Genomic DNA, 5,002 nt, shown 5'->3' on the forward strand with positions numbered 1-5,002 from the left:
CCATGAACGCCTTCGACCTGGCCTTCGACGGCCGCCTCACCGCAGGCCAACTCTAGCCACACCAACCCCAGTTACACCGCTCGCTTTACAGACCCGTCGGTTGTTGTGGTGCGTGTCCTGTCGGCCCGGTGTGGCGTTGAGAGTGTGTGACTCCGGACGAGATTGCTGTGGTGCGTGGTGAGTTGGAGGCGTTCGCGGCGGAGGTGTTCGAGCCGTTCGCGCGCAAGGATCAGCGCCGGTGGGGGCAGGTTTATCTGCGGGGGCGTCGTCAACTTGGCTGAGATCTGGGATGATCTTGGGGTTGTGAATCGCGGGGAGGGCAGTCTTGGACGCGGGGTCGCCGTCGTATAAGGGGTTCCGGTACCCGGCGGAGATCATCGCCCACTGCGTGTGGCTGTATCACCGCTTCCCGCTGAGCTTCCGCGAGGTTGAGGAGCTCATGCTCGCCCGCGGCGTGATCGTCTCCTACGAGACGATCCGCCAGTGGTGCGCCAAGTTCGGACCCGCGTACGCGGCCGGGCTGCGCCGCCGAAAGCCCCGGGCCGGTGACAAGTGGCACCTGGACGAGGTGTTCGTAAAGATCAACGGCGAGCGGCGATACCTGTGGCGCGCGGTCGACCAGGACGGCAACGTGCTGGACGTCCTTGTCCAGAGCAGGCGCGACGCCAAGGCCGCCAGGCGGTTCATGGCCAAGCTGATGAAGAAGCAGTGCCGGGTGCCGCGGGCTCTGGTCACCGACAAGCTCCGCAGCTACGGCGTCGCCCACCGCGAGCTGATGCGCTCCGTCGAGCACCGGCAGTCCAAGTACCTGAACAACCGGGCGGAGAACTCCCACCAGCCGACCCGCCAGCGCGAACGCGCCATGAAGGGCTTCCGCTCACCCACCAGCGCCCAGAAATTCCTCTCGGTGTTCAGCGCCGTCTCGCCACACTTCCGGCCCCGCCGCCACCTTCTGACCGCCCCCGACTACCGCGCCGAGATGACCATCCGCTTCACGATCTGGAACAAGATCACAGGCGTACCTGCGGCACCCTGACCGCAGCACCGGCCGACGGCTCCATTCGCCCCGTCAAGCCCAACACACTTCGAACCCCACCAAGTTGACAAGACCCTTCAGGGTTATCCGGCGGCTGCGGTGCAGAGAGTGTGGAAGCGGCTTGATCGTGTACGCCCTCGGGGTGTTTCGGCGATCCAGTCGGCGGTGCGGGTGAGGTCGCAGGCCATAGCGGTGAGTACGTGTTGAACATGTGTCTTGGCGAGCCCGCGGTAGCGCGTACGCCGTAGGCCGTTGCTCCGGACGGTCTGGGAGAGCGTCGCCTCAATGCCGGCGCGGACGGCATAGCGTCGTTGCCACTGCTCGGTCTGCTGGTCGAGGCGGTTTTGGACCTGGATCTCGTGCAGCGGCCGTGGGAGCAGGGCGATCGAGCGGGGCCTGGTGGCCGAGGCGGTGCACGGGTGACGGTCCGGGCAGGCCAGGCAGTCGGCCGTGGCGAAGCGGAACTGGAGGTACTCGTGGCCCTTGATGCGGAGCGTCCTCGCCGGGGTGCTGGTCTTTTCGCGGGGGCACGTTGCCTGTCGGAGGTCCCAGTCGATCGCGAACGCGGACTTCCCGAAGCCCTCGCCGCTCTTGGCCTGGTGGCTGTGGTCGGCGACGATCGGGCCGAGCAGTGTGATCCCATGGGCCTGCTGGGCGCGTTGGACATGGGCCGGGGTGATGTAGGCGGCATCGACCACGTGCTCGGCCGGAGCCAGGGCGGTCTGGGCCAGGTCGTCGTGGATCTGCTCAGTGAGCTGACCGTCCTGGACCGGGGCGATCGTGGTGGCGACGTGCACCACGATCTCGGGCCGCTGTTCCTCGCAGGTCTCGGTGTAGTGCACGCGATAGCCGCTCCACTCGGTGCCGTTCTTGGTGCAGTAGTGCGCGTCGGTGTCGTAGGGGGAGTCGAAGCGCAGGCTCGCTGGTGGCAGCGCGTGCCCGTCACGCCAGCGGAGCTGTCCTTCCTCGTCCCAGTAGTAGTGGTGGACCCACACCTGTCGCAGAACCTCCACCTGGGGCAGAGTCCGCAGCCGGCCCGGTGCGTCGGGGGACCACAGGGCGGCCAGCACCTTCTGCCCGTCCCGTCCGAAAGTCTCCGCCCGCGCGATCACGGCCTCCGGTCCACCGGGCACCTTCCTGATCTCCATCTTCCGCCCGTACCGCTTGTCCCACTCGGGTTCGATCAGCGGCTGCAGCCACCCCGGCGCGATCACGGCCAGTTCCTCCAGGGCCGCGCGCAGGCTCTCCCCGGCCAACTCCAGGCGACTGAGGCGTCGCACCGCGGCCAGGACATACGTCGCGTCGGTACGCTGCCGCCCGCCGGACTTCAGCAATCCCGCCTCGGTCAGCCGCGTGAGCATCACACGCAACATCCGGTCCGCCGCGTCGCCTTGCACCAGGCGGGCGCGGAAATCGCTCAGCAGCGAGTAGTCGAACCCGGTGTCCTCCAACTCCAGCCCCAGGGCGTACTTCCAGTCGATCCGAGTGCGCACCGCCTGAGCAGCCGCCCGGTCCGACAGGTCCTCGGCGAACTGGAGCACCGACACCAGCGCGAGCTGCCCCGGTGAGAACCCCGGCCGCCCATCAGCGGGATAGAGATCCGCGAACTTCTCGTCCTCGAACAGCACATCGAGGCGATCCCGCACCAGCATCACGGGGGTTCCCTTCGGGCAAGCCGCCCACGCCGTGCGCACAGTCCGCGCCGGAATCCGCTGGTAGTCCCCTGGCTGCAACGACATCAGGCCCGCCCCGACCTCGGCACCGCCCCGCTGTCTCCACTGAAGCACCGACCGAAGCGACTGTCAGCACTCGCCGAAGATCACCAACAGAGTCACACCGTTGCGTTTACTCTCGCGAGCGGTGCGCAAGTCCGTGCTCGAAGAACGTGATAGCGGTGTGGATGGTGTAGTTCTGGCTGGTCGTGGGGTGTTGTCCGGCGTTCGGTCCGTACTTGCTGGTGGGGTTCTTGCGGGTGCGGGCCTTGACGCGGTGCCGGTGGCGGGCGGGGTGCGGGGCCTCGAGGGCGGCCCTGCCGATGGCGCCAACGAGGTCGGCGGGACCGGCCGGGGGCAGGATTCCGGTCGCGGTGGTGACGGTGTCGGCGGCGGTGGTCTGCAGGACGGTGAAGCTGATGCGGTCCATGTCCAGGCCGGGCCGGGTGCAGGCGGTGTCGGCGGCGGCGCGGATCAGGGCCTGGTAGGTGGTGAGCAGGGCGTAGATCTCCTGGTCGAGGCCGGTCAGGCTGCGGGAGCGCAGGACACGGCCGTCCAGCATGGTCGCCTTGATCGAGAAATACGTCGTCTCCGACTGCCACCGCTCGTGATAGAGGTCCACCAGCCTGGCGGCTGGGTGGGCGGCCGGGTCGAGGAGGCTGGTGAGCAGGCGCCACTGCTCGGTGCGGACGGTGCCGTCGGCCAGGGTTGCAGTGACGGACGCCTTGATGACGCGGACGCTCAGTAGGACGGGCAGGACTCCGTAGCCGATCCGGGCCAGGTAGGAGCCGTCGCCCAGGTGCCGGAAGGGGGTGGGGATGTGGCGGGCAGAGGAGCGCACCAGGAACTGGGCGCCGGTGGCCTGGACGTCCCGGGCGAACTCGGCTCCGTCGAAGCCGGCATCAGCCAGCAGAAGCATCGTGCGGTCCAGCACGCTCAACAGGCGTCCTGCGTACGTGAGTTCGCCGTCACTCTCCGGGCCGAACACGGCGGCCAGCACGGCACGGGTGCCGCACTCGACCAGGACCACGAGTCGCAGCAGCGGGTAGCCGAACTCCATGATTTCGCCTGTCCGCTTTAGATAGCGCCAGGTGAGTGCCTCCTCGTCGGGCACGTGCAGCAAGGTGCCGTCCACGGCCACGGTCCGAAGCCCTCGATAGAACGAACCGGGCTGCCCGAGGTGGGCGACGGGCCCGGCGAGGATCTCGAACAGCCGCCGCAGCGGTGCCGCTCCTATTCGCCGTCGGGCCCTGGACAGCGAGGAGACCGTAGGACGCACCAACGGCAGCCCCTCCAGGCCCGCCGTCAGCTTGCCCCACACGCCCCGGTAGGAGCAGTCCTCGAACAGGGCCAGCGCGAGGATGAAATAGACCACGACCCGGGACGGCAGCAGCCACAGCCGCTTCTCACGCGACCCGGTCTCCTCGATCACCGCGTCCACCAGCACGAAGTCCACGATCTGGGTCAACTCGCCCAGGTGACCGGGCGCGTACACACCCCCGGCCGCCTCGACCGTGCGCGTGACGACAGACTTCTCCTGCAACGGGACTCCCGACGATCTTCTTGCTCGACACAAGTTGATCTATCAGGACGTCCCGTTGCGTCATTCACCAGGGCTTGACCTGCGACTCAAGACTCAAACGCAACGGTGTTGGTGTCGAGAACATGACGTGATCTTCGCAGCCCGGTGCGACAGGACGGTCAGGGCCCTGCGACGACTGGGCCGGCGCGCCTGAACCGTCCCCCTTCGGTGTCAGGTGGCGGTGGTCTACGGCGTCTCCTGATCGTGCTGGTAGGCGGCGAGGAGGAAGAGCCAGATCTCGCTGACGGTGAGGAAGGGGGCGATCGCGTGCCTGAGCCGTTTGAGCGGGATTTCGCCGGCGACTGCAATGGTTGCCGAGTGCAGGAGCTCGCTGACGCCGGGGCCGACGAACGTCACTCCGAGGAGGACTTCCCGGTCGAGGTCGACGACCAGCCGGGCGTGGCCCTGGTAGCCGTCGGCGTAGAGGTTGGCGCCCTGGGCAGCGTTGAAGTCAAGGTCGACGGTCTTGACGCGGTACCCGGAGCGCTCCGCCTGCTCGGCGCTCAGGCCCACCGCGGCCGCCTCGGGGTCGCTGAAGAAGACCTGGGGTACGGCGTGCTGGTCGGCGGTGGTGGCGTTGTACGTGCCGAATATTGCATCCACGCTGGTCACAGCCCTGATTCGACGTCATCGGACCGCGCCTGACGGGGCAGCCTCCCGCGCGGAGAAGAG

At 67.8% G+C, this 5,002-nt stretch carries 3 protein-coding genes and 1 pseudogene; 1 reads left to right on the plus strand and 3 read right to left on the minus strand.

Features of this window, described 5'->3' with window-relative positions; genetic code table 11:
- Positions 1–325: 325 nt before the first annotated feature.
- Entirely contained in the window at positions 326–1,036 is a 711-nt protein-coding gene (locus ABZ656_RS56435; RefSeq protein ID WP_360280302.1) for an IS6 family transposase, read from the plus strand.
- Positions 1,037–1,119: 83 nt separating this feature from the next.
- On the opposite strand, the gene ABZ656_RS56440 is transcribed toward ABZ656_RS56435, so the two are convergent.
- The 3 genes and pseudogenes from ABZ656_RS56440 to ABZ656_RS56450 all read right to left on the minus strand — a co-directional run.
- Entirely contained in the window at positions 1,120–2,775 is a 1,656-nt protein-coding gene (locus ABZ656_RS56440; protein ID WP_129592460.1) for an IS1182 family transposase, read from the minus strand.
- Positions 2,776–2,881: 106 nt separating this feature from the next.
- Complete coding sequence (locus tag ABZ656_RS56445) at positions 2,882–4,291, minus strand: IS4 family transposase (RefSeq protein ID WP_129592447.1); 1,410 nt, start codon at positions 4,289–4,291, stop codon at positions 2,882–2,884.
- A 225-nt stretch (positions 4,292–4,516) separates the two neighbouring features.
- A pseudogene (locus ABZ656_RS56450) lies at positions 4,517–4,909 on the minus strand (pyridine nucleotide-disulfide oxidoreductase); the annotation flags it as partial.
- Positions 4,910–5,002: the final 93 nt, after the last annotated feature.

The organism is Streptomyces sp. NPDC007095 (assembly GCF_040634475.1).
Classification (GTDB): domain Bacteria; phylum Actinomycetota; class Actinomycetes; order Streptomycetales; family Streptomycetaceae; genus Streptomyces.